The sequence below is a fragment of the Pseudomonas sp. Pso3 genome (genome assembly GCF_055393275.1).
This window is the reverse complement of the sequence record NZ_AP043687.1, coordinates 2,662,045-2,685,110: the sequence shown is the minus strand read 5'-3', so window position 1 is coordinate 2,685,110 and position 23,066 is coordinate 2,662,045. Positions and strand designations below refer to the sequence as shown.

Genomic DNA, 23,066 nt, shown 5'->3' with positions numbered 1-23,066 from the left:
GCCGGGCGGCAAGGACGACCGGTACACGCATTCGATTCAGACGCCCTGTTAAGGACCTGACGACATGGCAAAACCCAATAAAGCTCGCTCCCGCAAACCCGCTGCCTTCATCGACGATCCGCTCTGGTACAAGGACGCGGTCATCTATCAAGTGCACGTGAAGTCGTTCTTCGACTCCAACAACGATGGCATCGGCGACTTTCCCGGCCTGATCGAGAAGCTCGACTACATCGCCAGCCTGGGCGTCAACACCATCTGGCTGCTGCCGTTCTATCCCTCGCCGCGGCGCGACGACGGCTACGACATCGCCGAATACCGCGGCATCCACCCTGACTACGGCACCATGGCCGATGCCAAGAGGTTCATCGCCGAGGCCCATGCCCGTGGCCTGCGGGTGATCACCGAACTGGTCATCAACCACACCTCCGACCAGCACCCCTGGTTCCAGCGCGCCCGCCGCGCCAAGAAGGGTTCGGCGGCACGCAACTTCTACGTCTGGTCCGATGACGACCAGAAGTACGACGGCACCCGCATCATCTTCCTCGACACCGAGAAGTCCAACTGGACCTGGGACCCGGTCGCCGGCCAGTACTTCTGGCACCGCTTCTATTCGCACCAGCCCGACCTGAACTTCGACAATCCCCAGGTGATGAAGGCGGTGATCTCCATCATGAGGTACTGGCTGGACATGGGGGTCGACGGCCTGCGTCTGGACGCCATCCCCTACCTGGTGGAACGCGACGGCACCAACAACGAGAACCTGCCCGAGACCCACGCGGTACTCAAGGAAATCCGCGCCGAGATCGACGCCAACTATCCCGACCGCATGCTGCTGGCCGAGGCCAATCAGTGGCCGGAAGACACCCAGCTGTACTTCGGCGATGGCGACGAATGCCACATGGCCTTCCACTTCCCGCTGATGCCGCGGATGTACATGGCCATCGCCCAAGAAGACCGCTTCCCCATCACCGACATCCTGCGCCAGACCCCGGAGATCCCGGCCAACTGCCAGTGGTCGATCTTTCTGCGCAACCACGACGAACTGACCCTGGAGATGGTGACCGACCGCGAGCGGGACTATCTGTGGAACTACTACGCCTCGGATCGCCGCGCGCGCATCAACCTCGGCATCCGGCGCCGTCTGGCGCCCCTGCTGGAGCGCGACCGTCGGCGTATCGAGCTGCTCAACAGCCTGCTGCTGTCGATGCCCGGCACCCCGACGATGTACTACGGCGACGAAATCGGCATGGGTGACAACATCCACCTGGGCGACCGCGACGGCGTGCGTACCCCGATGCAGTGGTCGGTCGACCGCAACGGCGGCTTCTCCCGCGCCGACCCAGCCAGCCTGGTGCTGCCGTCGATCATGGATCCGCTCTATGGCTACCAGGCGATCAACGTCGAGGCCCAGTCCCGCGATCCCCATTCGTTGCTCAACTGGACGCGGCGCATGCTGGCCGTGCGCAAGCAGCAGAAGGCCTTCGGTCGCGGCACCCTGAAGATGCTGTCGCCCACCAACAGACGCATCCTGGCCTACCTGCGCGACTTCACCAACGCCCAGGGCGAACATGAGACCATCCTCTGCGTGGCCAACGTCTCCCGCGCCGCCCAGGCGGTGGAACTGGACCTGTCCAGCTTCGCCGGTCAGGTGCCGGTGGAAATGATCGGCGGCAGCGCCTTCCCGCCCATCGGCCAGCTGCCCTACATGCTGACCCTGCCGCCCTATGGCTTCTACTGGTTCTACCTGGCCGGCAACGAGCAGATGCCTGCCTGGCACACCGAGCCGCCGGCGCCGATGCCCGACTACCAGACGGTGGTCATCAAGCGGCACCTGCAGGAATTGCTGGAGGGCGAGCCGCGCCGCATCTTCGAAGAGGTGCTGCCGGTCTATCTGCCCAAGCGGCGCTGGTTCGGTTCCAAGGACGAAGCCATCACCAGCGTGCGGCTAGACTACGCGGCCCAGATCAACACGCCCAAGCTGCCGGTGATGTTCAGCGAGGTGGTGGTGACCAATGCCAAGGGCGAAGAGCGCTATGCACTGCCCCTGGGCTTCCTCGCCGAAGAGGACCAGCACTGCAGTCCGCTGGCCACCCAGCTGGCCCTGTCGCGCATCCGCCACGTGCGGCGCGTGGGCCTGGTGACCGATGCCTTCGCCCTGACCAGCTTCGTCCATGGCGTGTTCGACGCCTTCCGCAAGGGCGCCAAGATCGCTTCGCCGTCCGGCGAGCTGAGCTTCGAGGTCTATGACCAGCTCGAGGACTTCGCGCTGGATCCGGACATCGAGATCAAGCACCTGGGCGTCGAGCAGTCCAACAGCTCGCTGATCGTCGGCGACCACCTGATGCTCAAGCTGATCCGCAAGGTGGCGCCGGGCATCCATCCGGAAGTGGAGATGGGGCGCTACCTGGCCCAGGCCGGCTTCGCCAACATCGCCGCGACCCATGCCGTGGCCCAGCGCATCGCGCCGGATGTCACCCCGCACGTGCTGATGCTGGTGCAGCAGCACATCCACAACCAGGGCGATGCCTGGACCTGGAGTCTGGACGGTCTGGATCGCGTCACCCGCGATCTGCTCAGCGGCGGCATCTCCGACGTGGAGAACGAGTTCACCGCCATGGGCGATCTGGCGGCCTTCGCCGGCGTGCTGGGCAAGCGCCTGGGCGAGATGCACCTGGTGCTGGCGCAGCCCACCGAAGACGCGGCCTTCGCGCCGGAAACCGTGGACGCCCAGGCGGCCAAGGAGCTGGCGCACCGCGTTCGCGTCCAGGTGGACGGTGCCCTGGACACCCTGCAGGGCATGAGCGACAAGCTCGATGCCACCGGCAAGGAGCTGCTGCAGGGTCTGGTCGGTAAGCGCGAAGCCCTGGCCAAGCGCATCGAGGCCCTGGCCGCGGATGTCGAAGGCGGTCTGCGCATCCGCGTCCATGGCGATCTGCACCTGGGTCAGGTGCTGGTGGCCCAGGACGACGCTATCCTCATCGACTTCGAAGGCGAGCCGGCGCGGTCGCTGGAAGAGCGGCGCGGCAAGTACGGTCCGCACAAGGACGTCGCCGGGGTGCTGCGCTCCTTCGACTACGCGGCGGCCATGGTCACCCAGTCGAGCAACGCCGGCGCCGATACCTCGGAAGAGCATCTGCAGCTGCGTGCCAAGGCGGCGGAGACCTATCGCAATGCCTCCTACGCGGCCTTCCTGGAAGGCTATCGCGCTGCGGCGGCCGGTATCGGCCACCAGTGGGGCGAGCGCGGCGAGCAGGCGGCGCTGGATCTCTACAGCCTGGAGAAGGCGGTGTATGAGATAGGCTACGAGGCTGCCAACCGACCCACCTGGATCAACATCCCGCTACGTGGCGTCGCTGCCATCGTCGAGACCCTCTTGTCCGGAGCCCGCGCATGACCGATCACAACACCGCTCCCGTCGCTCCCCTGGACGACGCCCGGCTCTCGGCTGCCGAAGCCGAGTCGCTGGCCCGCGGCGAGCACGGCAATCCCTTCGCCGTGCTCGGTCCCCATCCCGATGGCGAGGGCGTGATCGTCCGCGCCTTCCTGCCCAACGCCCTGGGCGTGGAGCTGGTCGATCGCGTCAGCGGTCGGCCTCTGGCCCAGATGCAGCCGGGGCGGGTGCCCGGGCTGTTCGTCGCGCGGCTGGAATACGCCGCGCCCTACAAGCTGATCATCCGTTGGCCCAGCGGCGTGCAGGAGACCGAGGATCCCTATTCCTTCGGTCTCCTGCTGGGGGAGACCGACCTCTATCTGTTCAACGAAGGCCGCCACCGCAACCTCGGCGAGACCTTTGGCGCCCAGCGCTGCCAGGTCGACGGCGTGGAGGGCGTGCGCTTCGCGGTCTGGGCCCCCAATGCCCGCCGCGTCTCGGTGGTCGGCGACTTCAACAGCTGGGACGGCCGCCGGCTGCCCATGCGCCTGCGCGCCAACAGCGGCGTCTGGGAGCTGTTCGTGCCGCGCCTGCCGGTCGGTACTTCCTACAAGTACGAGATCCTCGGCCAGCACGGCGTACTGCCGCTCAAGGCCGATCCCATCGCCCTGGCCGCGGAATTGCCGCCGCGCACCGCCTCGGTGGTGGCCGACAACAGGCCCTTCACCTGGCACGACCAGGACTGGATGGCCCGCCGCCGCGAACTGCAGGGTGTGGAAGCGCCGATCTCGGTCTATGAACTGCACGCCGGGTCCTGGCGCCGCGAAGGCGGTGACGAGGGGCGCCAGTACAACTGGCGGGAACTGGCCGAGCGCCTGATTCCCTATGTCCGCGAGATGGGCTTCACCCATATCGAGCTGTTGCCGATCATGGAACATCCCTTCAGCGGTTCCTGGGGCTACCAGCCGCTCGGCCAGTTCGCGCCCACCTCGCGCTTCGGTACCCCGGCGGATTTCGCCGCCTTCGTCGACGCCTGCCACCAGGCCGACATCGGTGTCATCCTCGACTGGGTGCCGGCGCATTTCCCCACCGACGAACACGGCCTGGCTCGCTTCGACGGCACCGCCCTGTACGAATACGAGCATCCCTTCGAAGGCTTCCACCAGGACTGGAACACCTACATCTACAACCTGGGGCGCCATGAGGTGCACGGCTTCATGCTGGCCTCGGCCATGCACTGGCTCAAGCACTTCCACATCGACGGCCTGCGGGTGGATGCCGTGGCTTCCATGCTCTACCGCGACTATTCGCGCAAGCACGGCGAGTGGATCCCCAACATCCATGGCGGTCGCGAGAACCTGGAAACCATCGCCTTCCTGCGTCACCTCAACGAGGTGGTCCACGAAGAGGCGCCGGGTGCGCTGGTGATCGCCGAGGAATCCACGTCCTGGCCGGGTGTGAGCGCACCGGTCAGTGAAGGCGGCCTGGGCTTCGACTTCAAGTGGAACATGGGCTGGATGAACGACACCCTCCACTATGTGGAAGAGGATCCGGTCTATCGCCAGTACCATCACCATCAGATGACCTTTGGCCTGGTGTACGCCTGGTCCGAGCGCTTCATGCTGCCCATTTCCCACGACGAGGTGGTGCACGGCAAGGGCTCGATGATCGAGAAGATGCCAGGGGACGTCTGGCAGAAGTTCGCCAACCTGCGTACCTACCTGAGCTTCATGTGGACCCACCCGGGCAAGAAGCTGTTGTTCATGGGCTGCGAGTTCGGCCAGTGGCGCGAGTGGAGTCATGACCGCGAGCTGGACTGGTTCCTCCTGGAGCACGGCACCCACCGCGGTGTGCAGCAATTGCTGGCCGATCTCAACCAGCTCTATCGCAATGAGCCGGCACTGCACGAGCGCGATCACCTGCCCGAGGGTTTCGACTGGGTGGTCGGCGACGACAATGGCAACAGCGTCTTCGCCTGGTTGCGCAAGGATGCTCAGCAGCGGCCCTTGCTGGTGATCGCCAACTTCACGCCAGTACCGCGGCATGACTACCGGGTGGGCGTGCCCTCGCTGGGCCATTGGCAGGAGATCTTCAACAGCGACGCCGAGCGCTACGGTGGTTCCAACCTGGGCAACGGCGGTGGGGTGAACGCCGAGGAGATCGGCGCCCATGGTCAGCCGGCCTCGCTGAATCTGCAGTTGCCACCCCTCGGTGTGCTGGTGTTCAAGCCGCAGGGCTGATCCGGGAGCGTCCCGCAAGGGACGCGCTGCGCTGACAGGCATCCCCGTTCTGGGCGATGCTTGTCAGGCATCTGGCAACCGAGAGCACCATGATCGATCTCGCCGAATGGAATCTGACGGTTCCCGTACCCATGCCCGTGGCCCAGGTACAGACCGCCGAACTCAACAGCAGCGCCTTTCGCAGCCCCTATCTCATGCGTGGTGAGGGAGGGTCGCTGCTGTTCTGGGTCCCCGTGACCGGTACTCCGCAACCCTTCAACAGCTATCCCGCCACCGAGTTGCGCGAAACGCGTCCGGACGGCAGCGCCTATGCCTGGAAGTATCGCGAGGCCGATGCCCTGCTGCAGGCCGAAGCGGCGGTGCAGCAGGTGCCCTCACGCCCCGAGGTCATCATCAGCCAGATCGAGGACCAGACCGCCGCGCCTGAAGCGTCCCAGGCCCTGTTGCAACTGGTCTACCGCGTGGAAAGCGCGGCCACTGCCAAGGGGCAGGTCGAACAGGGCCAGCTCATCGCCCGGTTGCGGGAAAGCCCCACCGACAGTCCCAAGGACGTCATCCTGCTGGAGCATCTACCGCTCAACAGTCGCTTCAGCTATGACATCAAGCTGGCGCGTACCGGGGTGCTCACGGTACGTGCCCATGGCGCTGGTTCGCGCAACGGAGACCTGGGTCTGCAACTGGACAGCGCCTGGAGCAGTCATCACCTGTATTTCAAGGCGGGCGCCCGCTTGCGCGATGGGGAAGGTCCCGCCACCGAGGGCGGGCGTGTGCTGTTCTACCGGCTGATTTCCATGCACCAGCCCAATAACAGATAGGGCACGTCCTAGGTGGCGTGCTTTTCCTGCTGCTTGCGCTCTTCGCGGCGGTCGTTGCTGACCTTGAGCTTCTTGGCGCGGCTCTCCAGGGCGAAGTAGAGCACGGCGGCGATCAGCAACGGGACGATGAAGTACAGCGTCCGGTAGCCGAGCAGGGCGGCGATGATCTTGCCCTGGGAGAGGCCGTCGTTGGCCAGCAGGGCGATGAACACCGTCTCCAGCACCCCGACCCCGGCCGGGATATGCACGATGACCATGGCGATGCTGGACAGCAGCAGGACGCCGAGTACATGCAGATAGTCCACCTGGCGGCCCAGGAACAGGTAGACGATGGCGGCCATGGCCATCCAGTTGATCGAGGACACCAGCAGCTGCAGACAGGCCATGCGCAGCGAGGGCAGGGCGAGGCGCTGCTTGCGCACCGTCCATTCGCGCTGCTTGGCGAAGGCGCAGACGCCCAGGTAGAAGACGATGAAGGCCAGCAGACCAAAGCCGATCAGTCGCAGCGTGGTATCACCGACGAACCAGTTGGGCGGCATGTCCACCACGCCGCTGACGAAGATGCCGCCGGCGAGCAGGACATATCCCAGCCAGTTGGTGGCGATGCTCAGGGAAAAGATCCGGGTGATGGTGCCGCTGGACAGGCCCAGCCGCGAGTAGAGGCGATACCTCATGCCGATGCCGCCGACCCAGGTGCTCAGGGTCAGGGTGAAGGCGTAGCAGATGAAGGACACCAGGAACACCTGGCGCTTGACCAGCTTGTGGCCGCAATAGGCGCGCCCGATCAGGTCGTAGCAGCCATACATGATGTAGGACAGCACCACCAGGCCACCGGCCATGGCCAGGGTGGTCCACTTGTAGCCGGTGAAGACCTTCCAGACTTCGCCCCAGTCGACCTTGCGGGCATATATCACCAGCAGCACCACCACCGCGATCAGGAACACCCAAGTGAGAATCTTCTTGGCCAGGACCCAGTGCTTGTTATGCGGTTTGTCGGCGGCCTGCTGGTCCGCCTCGTCGTCGGCGTGGTCCAGGGTGTCGCTGTGGCTGCTCATCGTTGCGGATACCTTGAGATCGAGGAATCGACCCGGTCCTGGGTTTCGAGCTCGGGCTGCACCGGCGGACTCACCAGTTCGATCTTAGGGGTATGACCGGGCAGCCAGCCGACCCAGGCGGGAAAGTGGCGCAGGAAGTGAAAGACCAGCATCGTCTTGGCCAGGTGCCAGTAGGTGCGCTTGGGCACCTTGCTGCTGTCGACGTGCTCGCAGTGATTCTGGATCAGGGTTTCCAGGCGACCGCGCAATTCACGGTTGAAGGCATGGTCGTGGAAGATCAGGTTGCATTCGAGATTGAGCGAGAGACTCAGGGGGTCGAGGTTGCTCGAACCCACGGTGGACCAATGCTCGTCCATGGTCGCCACCTTGCCGTGCAGGGGGCGCAGGCAATATTCGTAGATCTCCACCCCGGCCTTGACCAGGTAGTTGTAGAGCATCTGGGCGCCGACCTTGACGATGGCCATGTCCGGTTCGCCCTGGACGATCAGCACCACGCGGACGCCGCGTTGCGCCGCATTGCGCATCTCCCTGAGCAGCCGATAGCCGGGGAAGAAATAGGCATTGGCGATCACCACCTCGCGCTTGGCGTTGCGCAGCATCTCCAGGTAGTGCTTTTCGATATCGGCGCGGTGCTCGTCGTTGTCGCGGAACACCAGCAGCGCCTGGGCATTGCCGGGATTGCGATTGTCGGCCGGCTTTTGCGAACGCTTGCCCCACCAACGGTGGGTTTCCTCGGGGGAGTTGATGGCGTCGCGGGCGAAGCGGTGGATGTCATCGACGATGGGGCCTTCGACCTCGACGGCATAATCCTGCTTGGCCTCGGGCCCGAAGTCGCCCAGGTGCTCGGCGGAATAGTTGATGCCGCCGATGAAACCCAGGCGGGCGTCCACCACCACGATCTTGCGATGTAGGCGGCGGAAGAGGTTGGTCCTCATGCCCATAAGCAGGGGGCGCGGATCGTAGTAGCGAAAGCGCACCCCGGCATGGACCATCTCGTCGATGAAGGCCTGCGGCAGGTCCGGCGAGCCGTAGGCATCCACGGTGATGTCCACCTGGACACCGCGCTTGGCCGCCGCGACCAACTCCTCCTGCAAGGCCTTGCCGACCTTGTCGTAAAAGAGGATGAAGGTCTCGATGATCACCTCGCGCTCGGCTTCGCGGATCGCCTCGAAGACCCGTGGAAAGAAGTCCTCGCCGTTTTCCAGCAAGGCGATGCGGTTTCCGTCCCGCCATTCGAAGTTCATAGGTGGAAGTCCGCAGCCAGGGGAGCGTGGTCGGAAAGGTGCGACCACGGCTGATTGCCCAGCACCTGTGGGCGCCCGACACTGACGTTACGGGTATAGATGCGATCCAGGCAGAGCAGGGGACGCTTTGCCGGGAAGGTCTTGGGCAGGCGCCCCGCGGTCTTCATGAACACCTCTTCGAGGCCCGCGCCCTGGCCAAGGATGTCGTTGGCCTTCTGGCGCCAGTCGTTGAAATCCCCCGCCACCACGACGGGAGCGTCGCTGGGCAGGGAATTGATGTGTTCGCAGATCAGCTTCATCTGCATCTGGCGGTGCTTTTCCCGCAATCCCAGGTGCACGCAGATCACGTGCAGATCCACATCCTGATCCGGAACACGCAGGACGCAGTGCAGCATCCCGCGCTTTTCCGGTCCGGCGATGGAAATGTCGAAGTTGTCGTAACTGACGATGGGAAACTTCGACAGCACCGCATTACCGTGATGGCCATCCGGGTAGACCGCATTTCGCCCGTAGGCGAAATCGGTCCACATGGAATCGGCCAGGAACTCGTACTGCGGCGCCGCCGGCCAGTTCTCGAAGCGCAACGGGTGCTTTTCGTGGGTACCCAACACCTCCTGCAAGAAGACAATGTCCGCTGACACCGTCCGCACCGCCTCGCGCAATTCCGGCAAGATGAACTTGCGGTTGAAGGACGTGAAGCCCTTGTGCGTGTTGATGGTCAGGACCTTGAACGAAAAACCCTGTTGCGCGTCCGTCATGCCTGGCGCTTCCTCCGCTTGGTCTGGGTCAGCTCGAACAGCAATACCGAGCGTCCGGTGACCTGATAGGTGTCTCCGAAATTGAAGACGTCGCCGGCATCCAGGTCGGGCTGATTGGTATCCAGCTGCAGGGACCAATGCTCGCCCATGGGGACTTCCGGCAGGGTGAAATCCACCACGTCATAATGAGCATTGACCAGAATCAGCAGCGAGGTATCCGCGCCCTTGCGTCGAATGCCGGTCGGCTGGGCCCGGCCATCGAGCAGGATGCCCATGCACTTGTTGCTGCCGTCCTGCCATTGCTCGTCGCCCATCTCGGTGCCACCGGGTTGCAGCCAGGTGACGTCCTTGACGCCCAGTTCCTCGTTGTAGGCGCCGGTGAAGAAGCGGCTACGACGCAGCAGCGGATAGCGACGACGCAGGTCGATCAGGTTGCGCACGTATTCCTGCAGTTCGGCGCTCTTCTCGCTGATCTCCCAGTTGACCCAGCCGATCTCGCTGTCCTGGCAGTAGGCGTTGTTGTTGCCGCCCTGGGTCCGGGCGAATTCGTCGCCGGCCAGTAGCATCGGCGTGCCCTGGGAGAGGAAGAGGGTGGCCAGCAGGTTGCGCATTTGGCGATAGCGCAGCTCGATGATTTCCGGATCGTCCGTCTCGCCTTCGGCACCACAGTTCCACGACAGGTTGTGGGAGTGACCGTCGTTGTTGTCTTCGCCGTTGGCCTCGTTGTGCTTGTCGTTGTACGACACGGTATCGGCCAGGGTGAAGCCATCGTGAGCGGTCACGAAGTTCACGGACGAATAGGGCTTGCGACCGCGACGATTGAACTTGTCGCCGGAGCCCAGGAAGATCTTCGCGAAGTCGCCGATCTTGTCCTCGTCACCCTTCCAGAAGGCACGGGCGGTGTCGCGGAAGGTGTCGTTCCACTCCATCCAGCCGGGGGGGAAGTTGCCCACCTGATAGCCGCCAGGGCCGCAGTCCCAGGGTTCGGCGATGAGCTTGGTCTCGGCCAGGATCGGGTCCTGACGGCAGGCGTGCAGGAAGCCACCGCCCTCGTCGAAGCCGTCCGGCTCGCGACCCAGGATGGTGGCCAGGTCGAAGCGGAAGCCGTCCACGCCCATCTCGGTGGCCCAGTAGCGCAGCGAGTCGGTCACCATCTGCAGCACGCAGGGGTGGCTCATGTTCAGGGTGTTGCCGGTGCCGGTGTCGTTGATGTAGTAGCGCGCATCATCGGGCATCAGGCGGTAGTAGTTGGCGTTGTCGATGCCCTTGAGCGAGAGGGTCGGGCCCATCTCGTTGCCTTCGGCGGTGTGGTTGTAGACCACGTCGAGGATGACCTCGAGCCCGGCGTTGTGCATGCGCGCGACCATCACCTTGAATTCGCCGATGGACTGGCTGGCCATGTAGCGCGAGTGCGGGGCGAAGAAGGCTAGGGTGTTGTAGCCCCAGAAATTTCTCAGGCCCTTTTCCAAGAGGTGGTTGTCATCGAGGAAGTAGTGGATCGGCATCAGTTCGACGGAGGTAATGCCGAGCGACTTGATGTAGTCGATGACCTCGCTCTCCTGCAGACCGGAAAAGGTACCGCGGGCGCTTTCCGGTACGGCCGGGTGCTGCATGGTGTAGCCACGGACGTGGGTCTCGTAGAACACGGTGCGATCACGCGGCACGCGCGGGTGGGTGGTGTTGCCCCAGGTGAAGGCGGGGTCGATGACGCGGCAGCGCGGCATGAAGGGCGCGCTGTCACGCTCGTCGAAGGACAGGTCGCCATCGGGGTGGCCGATGGTGTAGCCGAACAGGGCGTCGTTCCACTCCAGCTCGCCCACGATCTGCTTGGCATATGGATCGATCAGCAGCTTGTTGTGGTTGAAACGATGGCCATTCTGCGGCTCGTACGGGCCATGCACGCGATAGCCGTAGAGGGTGCCGGGACGGGCGTCGGGCAGATAGCCGTGCCAGATCTCGTTGGTGAATTCCGGCAGTTCGATACGCTCGATTTCTTCCTTGCCTTCGTCGTCGAAGAGACAGAGTTCCACCTTGGTGGCGTTGGCGGAAAAGATGGCGAAGTTCACGCCGGAGCCGTCCCAGGTGGCGCCCAGGGGGTAGGGCAGCCCTTCACGAACACGAGACTTGGACTTGCTGATGAAAGTGGTCGCTTCGGTTAACGGCTTGTTGGACTCGGTTGAAGTCATTTCGACGCTCTCGGGATAGCTAGGAAGGAAGTAGCTCTGACTCGGCTCTCAATACCTGCCGGTGGCTGAATCGATACAGATCCGGCTACCTGCATATGAAAGGCCCGACGCAGCGCAGTTCCGAGCCCTGATGGCGAACCGACAAAGCGTTGTTTTTTCAGGAAAAAATCAGGAAAACAGCGATAACGCAGACACCGCAGCGAGGCGGCGGGGGGAAGGCCTGGCCGGACGGCCAGGCCGAAACATCACATCACTCGGTGGCGGCGGGCTTGGTCGTGGCCGCCTTGGCGCGGGACGCGCGCGGCTTCTTCGGCGTGGCCGGCGCCACGCCTACGCCGGTTGCGTCGACGTTGGCATCGGCCTTGGCCTTGCTGGCGGTGGTCTTGCTCGCGCCGGTCTTGCCTGCACTGGGCTTGACCGCCTGCTTGACCTTGGAGGCAACCTTCTTGGCCGCCGATTCCACCTTCTCGGTTACCGACTCACCGGCCGCTGCGGCTTCGGTAGCGGCCTTCTCGCTGCCACTCTTGGTCTTGCCGGTGGTGCGGGGCTTGCTGGCGACGGGCTTGTCCGCGCTCGCTGCCGCAGCCTTGGTCGCGCGAGGCTTCTTGGCCGCGGTCTTCTTGGCCACGCCTTCCTGTTCGGCTTCGTACAGTCGAGTCGCCATCTCCCAGTGGCGATCATGTTCGTGGGCCGGCCGTCCTTCGGACTCCCAGATCTGATAGGCGAGCTGCTGGATGCGTTCGTCTTTTTGGGTCATTGCGGTGCGGCTCCTTGAGTGATGTCTTGTGTGCTGAGCAATCCAAGCGGAAAACGTGCCAGAACCTCGCCGACAGAAAGCTCTTTCTTCTGGTCATGGACAGATGCCGGGGCAAAAGTTTCCCCAAAACGGTACATGGACAAGGTTTCCGGAAGTTTTATCCGGGTGTCCTGCCAGGCCTCTGCGGAAAAGCGGAGATTTCCATCGTTCTGCATGAGGTCGGAGGCATGCACCGGCACGATGACGATCACCGCCTGTTGCTCCCAGGTACGGGCGAACGCCAGCACCTGATCGGCATGGGCGCCCACTACGGTCAGGGGCAGGTAGCGACCTTCGGTGAACAGCTGCGGCTGCTGCTTGCGCAGTTGGAGCACGGCAGCCAAGACCTGTTGCTTGATCTCGCCGTTCTGCCAGGCATCCAGGGCAGCCTCGACGGAAGCGTTCTTGGTCAGCGCCTGCTGCCGCGGGGCATAGTCCACGGCACGGCGGTTGTCGGGCTCCACCAGGCTGAAGTCCCAGAATTCACCGCCCTGATAGAGGTCGGGCACGCCGGGCGCGGTATTGCGCAGTAGCATCTGCACCAGGCCGTTCAGCGCACCGGCCGGAGCGAGTTCGCGGACCGCGGTGACGATCTCGCCGCGCAGGGCGCGGTACTTATCGTTGGTGAGCAGACCTTCCAGGAAGGCCTTGCAGGCCGCCTCGTAGTCGCCATTCGGCGCCCACCAATCGGACTCCAGCTTCTCCTCGCGCAGGGCCTTTTCCTGCCACTGCAGCAGCCGCTCCAGATAGGCCTCCAGACCCTTCTGGTCATCGGCCTGGAGCTGCAGCGGCCAGCTGGCGAGCAGGGTCTGGTAGAGCATCAGTTCATCGCCCGGCGTCGGCGCCGGCGCGTCGTTCCACTGGCCGCGCAACGGTGCGGCCTGTTCCATCCAGCGGGTGGCCTGGGCGATGTAGGCGTCCGGGCGTTCCGAGACCACTGCCAGGCGCGCGCGGGTGTCTTCGCCACGCTTGTGGTCGTGGGTCGCGGTGGTCAGCATGTTGCGTGGGAAGTGCTCGGCGCGCCAACCGCTGGCCTGGTGGAAGGCACTGACCGGCTGGGCGAAATGCTGTGGATCAAAGCCCACGTCATTGCGCGACAGCAGCGGCGCGGAGCGATAGCAGGCCGTGTCTTCCACCGCCTTGGCGGCGATCGGCGAGGTGAGTTGCTGGAACTTGGTGATGGCACGACGCTGCTCGCGGCGGGCCACGCTGCCCACGGGCTTGTGACGCGGGGCGTCGCCACCCAGCCAGGCGCGCAGCTGTTCCAGCAGCGGTTGCTCCGCCTCGCTGACGTGGGGGCGAGCAGCTTCCAGTGCGGTATCGAACCACTGGGCGTCGTTGCCGACGAAGCCCGCCGCGCCGGCGTAGGTGCGATAGACCTTGAACTGCACGATCAGCTCCAGCAACACCCGGCGGATGGCGCCCTGGCTGGTGTCGCGGGTGCGCCAATCCTGCTGCGCCAGCAGGTGCAGGGTATGCACGGCCGATTCGAACTCGCTGTTCAGCGCGGTGGTGAGCACCAGGCGGCGCGCTTCCCGCACCTCTTCGAGGAAGTCCTCGGTACGACCGGTCCGCTCGGCCCAGAACTGGCGCAGCGGGGCTTCGCCACTGGCGGCATGTTGCACCGCCGACACCTCGTTCATGAATTCGTAGCCGGTGGTGCCGTCGATGCCCCAGCCTTCCCGCAGCTGCTCGCCTTCGGCGAGGATCTTCTCGATGTAGATGGGGAAGCCGTCCTCCGGCGCGCCGCCGGTGCGGCTGGCGCAGAGGTCGTCGACGCGACGGCGCAGCTTGCGGCAATAGGCGCGCGGATTGGCCAGGCCATCGATGTGATCCAGGCGCAGGCCGTCGAGCAGGCCTTCGCTGATCAGGCGGAAGATCAGCGAATGGGTTTCTTCGAACACCTCGTGGCGCTCCATGCGCAGGCCGCCCAGTTCGGTGATGTCGAAGAAGCGCCGCCAGTTGATGTCGTCCGAGGCGGTGCGCCAGCTGGCCAGGCGATAGTGCTGACTCTCCAGCAGGGCGTGCAGCCGCTCCTGGTTGGCGGCCTGGCTACCGTCGAAGGCGGCGACCGCCTTGTCGATGGCGGCGGCGACGGCGGGGTCCTTGGCGGCATCGGCCAGTTGGCGCTGGGCGCCACGGGCTTCTTCCAGGTCCTTGGCCCGTGCCGAGAAGGCATCGGCGAACAGACTCAGCTGGGGCAGGTCGCTCTCGCGCAGGATCTGGCCGTAGGTACCCGGATTGATCGGAAAGTGGTGGGCGTAGTACTCGACGCGGAAGGCGCCTTGCTCGGCGTCGAATACCAGCTTGAGTTCGCCGGCCTGCAGCACGTTGCCATAGGCGTCACCGAGGAAGGGCAGCAGCACCTGGCCCTGCAGATCCGGGTCGGGCCCGTACCAGTTGATGTCGTAGAAGCCCGCGTAGCGGCTCTGGCGACCCCATTCGAGGATGTCCAGCCACCAGGCGTTCTCCGAGCCGCCCACGTTGGTGTGGTTGGGCACGAAGTCGGCGATCAGGCCCATGCCGTGTTCGCGCAGGCGGGCGACCAGGCGCCGCAGCGCCTCTTCGCCGCCCAGCTCCGGGTTGACCCGGGTCGGATCGACCACGTCATAGCCGTGCACGGAACCGGCGCGCGCGGTGGTAATGGGCGAGGCATAGAAGTGACTGATGCCCAGCTTGGCGTAGTACTCCACCAGGGGCAGGGCGTCGTCGAAGGTGAAGTCCTTGTGGAACTGCAGGCGTACGGTAGCGCGCAAGCGACTCATCGAGTGTTCTCCGGATTGTTACGAGCAGTGCTCAGCACGCGTAGGCGTCGTTCAGGGGTAGCGGCATCCAGCAGGCGCTCGGCGGGGTCATCCCAGCGGCGCAGCCAGTTGGGGTGTTCGTTGGTGGTGCCGGGCAGGTTGGCCTGTTCCAGCTGACCCAGGGCATCTTCCACCGGCAGGATGATCAGCGGCGCCGGGGTTCGGCCGATGAAGTCGATGGCGGCATCGACGGCGGACTCGACATTGCTTTCCCGGGTGTCGTCCAGTTCCAGCACCTTGGCCAGCTGCTGACGATCCTTGGCACGCTCGTCGAGACGGTCCTGGCGCGAGGTGCCGTCGGGCAGCAGTCCGAGTTCTTCCTGCCAATCGGCGTCGCGACCCTGCCACCAGCCGGTGAGGGTCGGCAGGTCGTGGGTGGTGGGCATGCCCATGGCCGTGTCCGACCACTGCGCGGCCGGCTTGAAGGCGTCGCCATCGCGCTCGAACAACAGCACCTGCATGCCCATGATGGCGCGCTCGGCCAGCCGCTCGCGAAAGCCCTCGGGTACGGTGCCCAGGTCTTCACCCATGACCACGCAGCGATAGCGCCAGGATTCCAGCGCCACCAGCCGCAGCAGGTCGTCGATGGGATAGGAGAGATAGGCACCGTCGGCCGGGGAAGCACCCTCGGGCACCAGCCAGAGGCGCTGCAGCCCCATCACATGGTCGATGCGCACGCCGCCGGCATGGGCGAAGTTGGCCCTGAGCATCTCGATGAAGGCGCGAAAGCCATGCTTGACCATGCCGGTGGGGGAGAAGGCGGAAATGCCCCAGCCCTGGCCCTTCTGGTTGAGCAGATCCGGCGGACAACCCACGGTGACCGAGGCCAGCAGCTCTTCCTGGCGACTCCAGGCCTGGCTGCCGCCACCGTCGGCGCCTACGGCGATGTCGGCGATCAGGCCGATCTTCATGCCTGCTTCGCGGCACTGCGCCTGGGCCGCCGACAGTCCTTCACTGGCCAGCCACTGGGTGAAGGCATAGAACTCCACGTCCTGGGCATGGCGTTCGGCGAATTCGGCCACGGCCGGATTCTTGGGATCGCGATACTGCTGGGGCCAATGCTGCCAGCTGGGCGAGGCATCGCCCTGGGTGAAGGAGGCGTGCAGGGCTTCGAAGCGGCAATGGTTTTCCAGGGCGTCGCCACCGTCGCGGCGGAAGGCCTCGAAGCGCTCGCGCAGCTCACCGCCAGCGGTGCGGAAATCCAGGTGCAGGGTACGCAGCAGCCTAAGCCGCAGCCTGGCCAGGGCCGGCCAGTCGATCAGTTCCAGTTGCTCCAGGCGCTCGGCTTCGGCCTGCAGGCCGGCGCGCTGCATGGCCTGGCGTACGGGCTCGGCACCCAGGACCAGCTCCGGCGCGGCATAGAGCACGTTGAAGAACACCCGACTCGACGGCGAGTAGGGGCTGTAGCGACTGCCGTCGGCGCTGAACATGGCGTGCAACGGACTGATGGCCAGGGCGTCGGCGCCCTTGCTGCCCGCAGCCTTGGCGAAATGCACCAGGCCCTGCAGATCGCCGGCGCCGCTGCCCCCTTCGCGCCTGAGGCTGTAGAGCTGCACGGCCAGCCCCCAGAGACGGGCCTGCTCGTTACCGGTGGCGTCGGCGATGGTGAAGCAGCGTTCCGGGGCAACGGCCAGGGTCAGGGCTTCGCCATCGACCTCGGCCCGGTGATAACCGGCGGCGCTGATCGGCGCCAGCTGTCCGCGGTCGTCGACCTGACCGTCCAGACGCTCGCCGTCTTCCAGCTGAACCTGGTAGCGGACGCCACGCTTGAACTGGTCCGGCGCCCCGACCGGCTTGCCGACCACGGCAGTGATGAGCGGCGGCAGATGGTCCTTGTCGCCCACCTCGGCCAGCTTGCGCAGGCTGCTGTCGATCTCGTTGTCGCTGTCCGCCGGTAACTCGATGGCCTTGAGCAGATTGCGCAGGGCTTCGGGGCTCACCCGTTGGCGCTTGCCGTCGTAGGCGGTCCATTCGATGGCGATGCCCGCGGCCTCCGCTAGTTGTTCCAGACGATCGCCACTCATGCCTTTTTCTCCAGCCAGACCAGTGCCGAATGAGCGGCCAGGGTGCCGTCCTGGCGGGTCGGCGTAGCGCTGGCGTCACTGCTGTGCAGCAGCTCGCCCTGGGGAGCCTCGTCCACCGGCACGGCCTTGTCGCTCAGGTTGAGTTCGATGGTCAGGCGGCTACCGTCGGCAAGACTCCAGCGTGCCCGCACGGCGCGCTCGGCCAGGGCTTCGGCGCCCATGGGGCGGGCACCTTCCAGGCGCGGGAAGAGTTCGCGGCGGCGGATTTCCAGCAGCTCGCGATACAGCCCCAGCCAGGCGGCGTGATCGGGCTGATCGGCCTCGCCGAAATTGGGCTTGGAATCTTCGAAGGTCTTGGCGGCGTTCGGGTCGGGGATCTGCTGGCGATGCTCTTCGCTGGTGAAGAAATCGAAGTCCTTGAATTCGTTGCGACGGCCGTCGCGGACCAGCTCGGCCAGCTCGTCGTTGTGGCTGGTGAAGAACAGGAAGGGTTGGCGGCTGCCCCATTCCTCACCGATGAACAGCAGCGGAATCATCGGGCTGAGCAGCAGCAGGGCAGTGGCGGCCTTTAGCGCCGGCTCGGGCGCCAGACGGGTCAGGCGTTCACCGAAGGCGCGGTTGCCGACCTGATCGTGGTTCTGCAGGAAGATGACGAACGCCGAGGCCGGCAGGTCCTTGCTGGGTTCACCACGGGCCTTGCCATGGCGGGTCTGCTCGCCCTGGTAGATGAAGCCCTCGCCCAGACAGCGCACCAGCTTGGCCGTGGCGTCCTCGGTGAAGTCCTGGTAGTAGCCTTCGTTCTCGTCGGTCAGCATGGGGTGGATGACGTTGTGCCAATCGTCCGCCCACTGCGCGTTGTAGTGCTTGCCACCCAGCAGCGTGGCCGTGTTGTCCTCGTTCTCCAGCATCAGGTGGATGTGGCGACCCGGCTCGACGGTGCTGCGGATCTCCTCGGCCATCTCTTCGAGGAAGCCCTTGTCGTTGATGGCGTGGACGGCATCGAATCTGAGGCCGTCGAAGCGATACTCCATCAGCCACATCAGGGCGTTGTCGATGAAGTAGCGGCGTACCGCGTCCTGGCGGAAATCGATGGCCGCGCCCCAGGGCGTATGGATGTCTTCGCGGAAGAAGCGCTCGGCATAGGCGTGCAGGTAGTTGCCGTCCGGTCCGAAGTGGTTGTAGACCACGTCCAGGTAGACCATGACGCCATGGCCGTGGGCGGTGTCGATCAGCGACTTGAGGTCGTCCGGGGTGCCATAGGAGGCTTCCACCGCATAGGGCAGCACGCCGTCATAGCCCCAGTTGCGATCGCCGGGAAATTCCGACAGCGGCATCAGCTCGATGGCGGTGACGCCCAGTGCCGCCAGGCGCGGCACCAGCTTCTCGACGCCGGCGAAGCCACCCAGGGTGCCGACGTGCAATTCATAGATGACGCTCTCGTGCCAGGGACGGCCCTGCCACTCGACGGTCTGCCAGTGGTAGGTGGTCGGGTCGATGACGATGCTCGGCTCGTGCACATCGCCGGCCTGGGCGCGGGAGGCCGGGTCGGGGACCAGCAGGTCCTTGATCTGGTAGCGATAACGGGTGCCGGCACCGCATTGGGCCTCCACCGCGAACCAGCCGTCTTGCTCGGCTTCCATGGGAAGGGTCATGCCACCTTCCAGGACCACCGACACGGCGTCGGCGCTGGGCGCCCAGAAGTGGAAGAGGGTGCGTTCCTTGTTCACCAGAGTGGCACCGGCACGGGTCTGCCAGGCATAGCCCCCGGTCACCGCGGCTGCGTCGCGCGAAATATCAGTCATGGATAGAGAACTCCCGAAACCGGACGGCAGAAAAGACGCTGCGGCCCAGTTGGCCGCAGTTGCTGTTATGACCGGTGAGAGTTGCGCAAAGTTAGGCGGGGAAAGCGCTTTTCGTCGGCCTTTTGGCGAGGGAAAAGCGCTTGGTAGTCAGGTTGCGCCTCAGGCGCCGAGCTGACGCTCCTGGTGAGCGGTGGTCTGGAGCAGATCGAGGTACAGCGAGGCATAGGGCTTGGCGCATTCGGACCAAAAGAACGGGCCCTGCATGGCGCGATGACGCATGGCCAGCAAGAGGTCCTGACGTTCGAACACACCCAGGGCGCGGTCGATGGCGCTGATGTAGTTTTCCAGCGACAGCGGGGCGAACAGGAAGCCGGTGGTGCCGTCCTCGATGCTGTCGGCCAGGCCACCGGTGCGGGTGGCGATCGGCAGGGAGGCGAAGCGCTGGGCGTACATCTGGCTCAGACCGCACGGCTCGAAGCGCGAGGGCATCAGCAAAAAGTCGCTCCCGGCGTACATCCGCCGTGCTTCGGTCTCGCAGAAGCCGATGTGGGCACTGACGCGACCGGGATGGCGCAGGGCCAGGGCCCGTACCTGGCGCTCGATGTGCGGCTCGCCGCAACCGATGATCATCAGCTGGCCACCGCGGGCGACGATGTGATCGGCCGCCTCGATGGTCAGGTCGATGCCTTTCTGCTGGACCAGTCGGGAGACCACTGCGAACAGCGGGCCGTTGGAGGGCTCCAGGCCGAATTCCTCGCGAATGCGCGCGGCGTTGACCGCCTTGCCGTCCCAGTCCGATTCGGTGAATTGCTGGCACAGGTGCGGGTCGCTGCAGGCACTCCAGCCATCGTCGATGCCATTGAGCAGGCCGGTCAGCTTGCCGTCGCGGGCCTTGACCTGCAGCAGGCCTTCGAGGCCGCAACCGAATTCCGCGGTGGTGATTTCCTGGGCGTAGGTGTGGCTGACCGTGGTGATGTGGTCGGCATAGACCAGACCGGCCTTGAGAAAGGACACCTTGCCCCAGAACTCCAGGCCCTCCATCTGGAAGGCGTGGGCGGGAATGTCCAGATCGGCCATGACCGAAGCCGGGAACAGGCCCTGGTACGCCAGGTTGTGGATGGTGGTCAGGCACGGGGTGCTGGCACCCTTCCAGCGCAGGTAGCCAGCGGCGAGGCCGGTCTGCCAGTCGTTGAGGTGCAGCAGGTCCGGCACCCAGCGAATGGAGGCGTCGCCCAGGGCGAAGTCGGCGGCAGCGCTGGCCAGGCGACCGAAGCGGATGTGGTTGTCGGCCCAGTCGGCACCGTTCAGGTCGCCATAGGGGTTGCCCGGGCGCTCATAGAGTTCGGGGCAGATCAGCACATAGACGACCAGGCCGTCTTCCAGATTGACGCGACCGATCTCGCAGGCCGGCATGGCGGCGCGGGCGGCGATGCGGCCGACCATCTGCACGCGATCCTTGATCGCGGCCATCACCTGACGATAGCCGGGGATCAATACCCGGACGTCGTGGGAGGCGGCGAGGGCGCGCGGCAGGGCGCCTGATACCTCGCCCAGGCCACCGGCCTTGACGAAGTCGGAAATTTCCGGAGTCACGAAAAGAATGCGTTTACGACTTTCGACGACGGAGCTCAGCGTCAGCTGAGGCTCGTCCGTGCGCTTGCGGAGAGAGCTGGATCTGGTGGTGCGAGTGGCAGTTTCAACGGGCTCCAGAGCCCCAAATTTCCCCACGACGGCATTTGCCATGGTGCGCTCCCAATGCAGCAAGTTCGAGACTGAGGTTTACCTGATTGCTTCTTTCCTGAAGCTCGATGCTCCTGGTTCAAAAACGCCTACAGCCGAGCTGCTACAGCCTTTTTGCCGGTCACCTCTTCTTGAGATGTCTGGATCTGGGCGAGAACTGCTTCGCGGATTTCCAGATTGCTCTCGCACTGACTCACGGACAACGTCACAAGTTTCCCGCTCGAATGTTGCGGTCTTGCTTCGTATTGCCAGATGCATGCCCGAAAGCCGTCGCGGTTCGGGCCGGCACCTGTGAATAACCGCCAGGTGAACCGCTTGATGGTCACCTGATCGCGACAATTGGCCGAAAAATCAGACTTCTGGCTGACGAACGACCGGCTCTTGCCTTTCGTCGGATAGTGGCGCGGGGTGGACGTCGCGGCGTCCCAGTTCGGTCCGCAGCTTGGGCAGGCAGAGGGGGAATTCGCGATTGATGTAGGTGATCAGCCGCTCGCGCACGAAGCAGCGCAGGTCCCAGTTCTTGGAGGAATCACCCGAACTCACCAGTACGCGCAGCTGGATGGAATCGTGAGACGCATCGGTCACCTGCAGTACGCAGACACGGCCATCCCACAAATGGGGCACCTCGGCACAGGCGCGTTCCAATTCGGTGCGGATGGGTGCCAGGGGTAGGGAATAGTCAACCCATATGAAGACTGACCCGATCAGGCTGGAAGACGAGCGCGTCCAGTTCTGGAAGGGCGTCTCGATGAAGTATTGCAGCGGGACCACCAGCCGGCGGTCGTCCCAGATGCGGACCACCACGTAGGTGCCGGTGATCTCTTCCACCCGGCCCCATTCGCCCTCGACGATGACCACATCGTCCAGCCGGATCGGCTGGGTCACGGCGATCTGCAGGCCGGCGATGAGATTGCCCAGGACCGGTCGCGCAGCGATACCCGCGACCAGGCCCGCGACCCCGGCCGAGGCAAGCAGGCTCGCACCCACCTGGCGAACCGCCGGGAAGGTCATCAGCATCAGGGCGATGCCCACCAGCAGGACGATGAAGCTGAGGCTGCGCACCAGCACCCGATTCTGCGTCTGGATCCGCCTGGCCCGCAGGTTGTCCGCCACATCCACGGGATTGCGCAGGGCGATGGTCGCGCCGACGGCCTTGACCGCCCGGAGGCCCAGCCAGGTAAAGGCGGCGATGCTCAGCAGACCGGTGAGGTGCTGTACGGCACGCAACAGCGGCAGGGCATCGGGTGCGGAATTCCAGACACCTTGCAACACCACCAGCGGCACGGCCAGGCGCGCGGGCTTCTCGGCATACCTGACCAGGTTGCGCGCCAGCAGGAAGGGATTGGCCAGGCGGCGGATGGCCGCGAACGCCAGGGTCAGGGCGACGCTGCTGATCAGCAGGGCGACCCCCGCCGCGATCAGCGTGGTGATCCAGGGGGCGTTGAGCCAACCCGTCCAGTCGATGGCCGTCATGCGCAATTTCCTCAGGCAGACGGCTCCCCGTGATCCAGAAAAGCTGACGCGCCGGAACCGCGGGGAGCCTTTCGAGACACCTGTTTTCCGACTGAGGGGCTTCGCCACGGTTCCCCGAATGTCCGGCAAACGGTCCCAGGGTGGTAATACCACCCCGATAGGTGGGATGCCTGTTGCGCGGTGCTGGCTTTTTTCTGTCGATCAGTGGGGCAGGATGTCGCACCTCGCGTCTAAGCTCAGAGGAGAGTGCGCAGCGGACGCCGGATAGGAGTAGAATTCGCGCCCCAACGAGATACGTCCAGTCAGATGGCGGACCTGCGGAGATCGAGACGGATTTATGAAACCAGTGGTAGTGGTCGTCGAAGACGAGAACATGTTGCTCGGGCTGATGGAAGAGGTGCTCGAAGGCGAAGGCTTTCAGGTGCACACCTTCGGCACCGCGGATCAAGCCTGGGAATACCTGTCGAGTGCACGTCCGACGCCTGATCTGCTGATCACCGACGTCCGTATGCCGGGTGCCATCGACGGCCTGGAGCTGGCGCGCCGCGTCAAGCAGCAGCTGCCGGGTCTGCCCATCATCGTCTCTTCGGGCTATTTCGAAGAGCTGCAGCCCGAGCGCGCCCCGGACATCTACTACCTGCCCAAGCCCTGGCGCTTCGACGACCTGCTGGCCGGCTGCTTCCGCTTCCTCAATCAGCGCAAGGGCTGATTGCTGCCTTCTGCGGCCTGGTTCCAGGTCGTACTCTCCTTTGTGGTGGA

At 64.7% G+C, this 23,066-nt stretch carries 14 protein-coding genes; 4 read left to right on the top strand and 10 right to left on the bottom strand.

The window, feature by feature from the left end; translation table 11 throughout:
• The first annotated feature begins 64 nt into the window (after positions 1 to 64).
• From treS to ACZ5R1_RS12555, 3 genes are all read left to right on the top strand, one after another.
• Entirely contained in the window at positions 65 to 3,394 is a 3,330-nt protein-coding gene (gene treS / locus ACZ5R1_RS12565; RefSeq protein ID WP_464712345.1) for a maltose alpha-D-glucosyltransferase, read from the top strand.
• Positions 3,391 to 5,610: a 1,4-alpha-glucan branching protein GlgB gene (gene glgB / locus ACZ5R1_RS12560; protein ID WP_288473668.1), complete on the top strand. Its 2,220-nt coding sequence runs from the start codon at positions 3,391 to 3,393 to the stop codon at positions 5,608 to 5,610. Before treS ends, glgB begins: the two co-directional genes overlap by 4 nt.
• Before the next feature lie 89 nt (positions 5,611 to 5,699).
• Positions 5,700 to 6,425: a polysaccharide lyase family 7 protein gene (locus ACZ5R1_RS12555; RefSeq protein WP_027599231.1), complete on the top strand. Its 726-nt coding sequence runs from the start codon at positions 5,700 to 5,702 to the stop codon at positions 6,423 to 6,425.
• 8 nt (positions 6,426 to 6,433) lie between these two features.
• Here the strand turns inward: ACZ5R1_RS12555 and ACZ5R1_RS12550 are convergent, their stop codons facing one another.
• The 10 genes from ACZ5R1_RS12550 to ACZ5R1_RS12505 all read right to left on the bottom strand — a co-directional run bounded on the left by ACZ5R1_RS12550 (position 6,434) and on the right by ACZ5R1_RS12505 (position 22,307).
• Positions 6,434 to 7,480 carry a lysylphosphatidylglycerol synthase transmembrane domain-containing protein gene (locus ACZ5R1_RS12550; RefSeq protein WP_144958536.1) on the bottom strand — a complete coding sequence of 349 codons (1,047 nt, stop codon included), beginning with the start codon at positions 7,478 to 7,480 and terminating at the stop codon, positions 6,434 to 6,436.
• Entirely contained in the window at positions 7,477 to 8,724 is a 1,248-nt protein-coding gene (clsB, locus tag ACZ5R1_RS12545; protein ID WP_027602410.1) for a cardiolipin synthase ClsB, read from the bottom strand. The genes ACZ5R1_RS12550 and clsB overlap by 4 nt, the downstream gene beginning before the upstream one ends.
• Positions 8,721 to 9,482 (bottom strand): endonuclease/exonuclease/phosphatase family protein, encoded by a 762-nt coding sequence (locus ACZ5R1_RS12540; protein ID WP_278389081.1) that lies wholly within the window; start codon positions 9,480 to 9,482, stop codon positions 8,721 to 8,723. Before ACZ5R1_RS12540 ends, clsB begins: the two co-directional genes overlap by 4 nt.
• Positions 9,479 to 11,668: a glycogen debranching protein GlgX gene (gene glgX, locus ACZ5R1_RS12535; protein WP_223855432.1), complete on the bottom strand. Its 2,190-nt coding sequence runs from the start codon at positions 11,666 to 11,668 to the stop codon at positions 9,479 to 9,481. Before glgX ends, ACZ5R1_RS12540 begins: the two co-directional genes overlap by 4 nt.
• A 250-nt stretch (positions 11,669 to 11,918) precedes the next feature.
• Positions 11,919 to 12,425, bottom strand: a complete 507-nt coding sequence (locus ACZ5R1_RS12530; RefSeq protein WP_044341786.1) for a DUF2934 domain-containing protein — start codon at positions 12,423 to 12,425, stop codon at positions 11,919 to 11,921.
• Positions 12,422 to 15,229 (bottom strand): malto-oligosyltrehalose synthase, encoded by a 2,808-nt coding sequence (gene treY / locus ACZ5R1_RS12525; protein WP_314582369.1) that lies wholly within the window; start codon positions 15,227 to 15,229, stop codon positions 12,422 to 12,424. Before treY ends, ACZ5R1_RS12530 begins: the two co-directional genes overlap by 4 nt.
• Positions 15,226 to 17,292, bottom strand: coding sequence for a 4-alpha-glucanotransferase (gene malQ / locus ACZ5R1_RS12520; protein WP_464712344.1), 2,067 nt, complete (start codon positions 17,290 to 17,292; stop codon positions 15,226 to 15,228). The genes treY and malQ overlap by 4 nt, the downstream gene beginning before the upstream one ends.
• Positions 17,289 to 19,094, bottom strand: coding sequence for a malto-oligosyltrehalose trehalohydrolase (gene treZ, locus ACZ5R1_RS12515; RefSeq protein ID WP_082066376.1), 1,806 nt, complete (start codon positions 19,092 to 19,094; stop codon positions 17,289 to 17,291). The genes malQ and treZ overlap by 4 nt, the downstream gene beginning before the upstream one ends.
• A 159-nt stretch (positions 19,095 to 19,253) precedes the next feature.
• Complete coding sequence (gene glgA / locus ACZ5R1_RS12510) at positions 19,254 to 20,837, bottom strand: glycogen synthase GlgA (RefSeq protein WP_051398771.1); 1,584 nt, start codon at positions 20,835 to 20,837, stop codon at positions 19,254 to 19,256.
• A 348-nt stretch (positions 20,838 to 21,185) separates the two neighbouring features.
• Positions 21,186 to 22,307, bottom strand: coding sequence for a mechanosensitive ion channel family protein (locus tag ACZ5R1_RS12505; protein WP_144958542.1), 1,122 nt, complete (start codon positions 22,305 to 22,307; stop codon positions 21,186 to 21,188).
• 337 nt (positions 22,308 to 22,644) lie between these two features.
• On the opposite strand from ACZ5R1_RS12505, the gene ACZ5R1_RS12500 reads away from it, so the two are divergent.
• Positions 22,645 to 23,016, top strand: a complete 372-nt coding sequence (locus ACZ5R1_RS12500) for a response regulator (protein ID WP_027599241.1) — start codon at positions 22,645 to 22,647, stop codon at positions 23,014 to 23,016.
• Positions 23,017 to 23,066 lie beyond the last annotated feature (50 nt).

Excerpts from the sequence above, each read along its gene's own strand:
- treS (WP_464712345.1), top strand. The coding sequence starts at position 65 with ATGGCAAAACCCAATAAAGCTCGCTCCCGCAAACCCGCTGCCTTCATC.
- glgB (WP_288473668.1), top strand. The coding sequence starts at position 3,391 with ATGACCGATCACAACACCGCTCCCGTCGCTCCCCTGGACGACGCCCGG.
- ACZ5R1_RS12555 (WP_027599231.1), top strand. The coding sequence starts at position 5,700 with ATGATCGATCTCGCCGAATGGAATCTGACGGTTCCCGTACCCATGCCC.
- ACZ5R1_RS12550 (WP_144958536.1), bottom strand. The coding sequence starts at position 7,480 with ATGAGCAGCCACAGCGACACCCTGGACCACGCCGACGACGAGGCGGAC.
- clsB (WP_027602410.1), bottom strand. The coding sequence starts at position 8,724 with ATGAACTTCGAATGGCGGGACGGAAACCGCATCGCCTTGCTGGAAAAC.
- ACZ5R1_RS12540 (WP_278389081.1), bottom strand. The coding sequence starts at position 9,482 with ATGACGGACGCGCAACAGGGTTTTTCGTTCAAGGTCCTGACCATCAAC.
- glgX (WP_223855432.1), bottom strand. The coding sequence starts at position 11,668 with ATGACTTCAACCGAGTCCAACAAGCCGTTAACCGAAGCGACCACTTTC.
- ACZ5R1_RS12530 (WP_044341786.1), bottom strand. The coding sequence starts at position 12,425 with ATGACCCAAAAAGACGAACGCATCCAGCAGCTCGCCTATCAGATCTGG.
- treY (WP_314582369.1), bottom strand. The coding sequence starts at position 15,229 with ATGAGTCGCTTGCGCGCTACCGTACGCCTGCAGTTCCACAAGGACTTC.
- malQ (WP_464712344.1), bottom strand. The coding sequence starts at position 17,292 with ATGAGTGGCGATCGTCTGGAACAACTAGCGGAGGCCGCGGGCATCGCC.
- treZ (WP_082066376.1), bottom strand. The coding sequence starts at position 19,094 with ATGACTGATATTTCGCGCGACGCAGCCGCGGTGACCGGGGGCTATGCC.
- glgA (WP_051398771.1), bottom strand. The coding sequence starts at position 20,837 with ATGGCAAATGCCGTCGTGGGGAAATTTGGGGCTCTGGAGCCCGTTGAA.
- ACZ5R1_RS12505 (WP_144958542.1), bottom strand. The coding sequence starts at position 22,307 with ATGACGGCCATCGACTGGACGGGTTGGCTCAACGCCCCCTGGATCACC.
- ACZ5R1_RS12500 (WP_027599241.1), top strand. The coding sequence starts at position 22,645 with ATGAAACCAGTGGTAGTGGTCGTCGAAGACGAGAACATGTTGCTCGGG.